Origin of the sequence: Burkholderia dolosa (assembly GCF_902499135.1) — a bacterium.
GTDB lineage: Bacteria > Pseudomonadota > Gammaproteobacteria > Burkholderiales > Burkholderiaceae > Burkholderia > Burkholderia dolosa.
Genome location: NZ_CABVPR010000153.1, coordinates 1 through 905, shown reverse-complemented (window position 1 = coordinate 905; position 905 = coordinate 1). Strand labels below are relative to the sequence as shown.

Annotated in this window: 1 protein-coding gene; it reads left to right on the top strand. The window is 59.1% G+C overall.

Annotated elements, in window-relative coordinates; translation table 11 throughout:
* Positions 1-616: transposase (locus BUB20358_RS27960; protein ID WP_174905191.1), on the top strand; the 616-nt coding region annotated here is incomplete at its 5' end.
* Positions 617-905 lie beyond the last annotated feature (289 nt).

The following is a 905-nucleotide window of genomic DNA, read 5'->3' as shown; positions in this document are numbered from 1 at the left end:
CTGGCTGAGCACGTTTGCGTTCGACAGCACATGGCAGCAGTTGGCATTCGAAGAGCATCGACGCACGATCGAGGATCGTCTTGCGCAATGCGATCGACTGGAAGCTGCGCTGCGCGAGGCCGTGGTTGCCTGGCGTTTTTATCCGGCAGTACTGGGTCTGCAAACGATGCGCGGCATGCAGTTCACCACGGCGGTCGGCATGCTTGCTGAGTTGGGTGATCTGTCACGCTTCACTCATCCGCGCCAGTTGATGGCGTGGCTGGGGGTAACACCGAGCGAACACTCGTCGGGCGAGAAACGCCGTCAGGGCAGCATCACCAAGAACGGCAACAGTTACGCGAGAAAGCTGCTCGTCGAATCGGCATGGAGTTATCGGCATCCGGCGCGGGTGAGTCCCGAGATTCAGCGCCGCCACGAAGGGATTCCTAAACCCATCGTGGATCGATCTTGGGATGCGCAGGTGCGCCTGTGTCGACGCTATCGAACGCTTGTGGCACGCGGTAAACAGAAGAACATCGCCGTGGTCGCGGTCGCCCGCGAACTAAGCGGGTTTATCTGGGACATTAGCCAACTCGCCATGTCACTTGCGTTGCAACCGCAGAAGCACGCGGCTTGAGCAGGCGAGCGAGAGTCTTTACCCATCAATCAAGGAGTTTCCTGAGGGCGGCGTAGCCCGGCACACGAGTAACCCGCGCCACGGCTACGCAACGGATCCAATTCGATTTGCGTCCCTAGATAGCGGCAGGCTCATCAGGCGGACCTCTGTAATGCGGTAGCCAACCCGCGGATATCAGCGTGATCCACCGTCGAGACGTACTGCTGCGCCGCCCTCAGGAAATTTGAACAATAACGCGTGGAAAACCCGAACACCAATCCCGATTGACAGCGGGAGTCATATCAGCCGT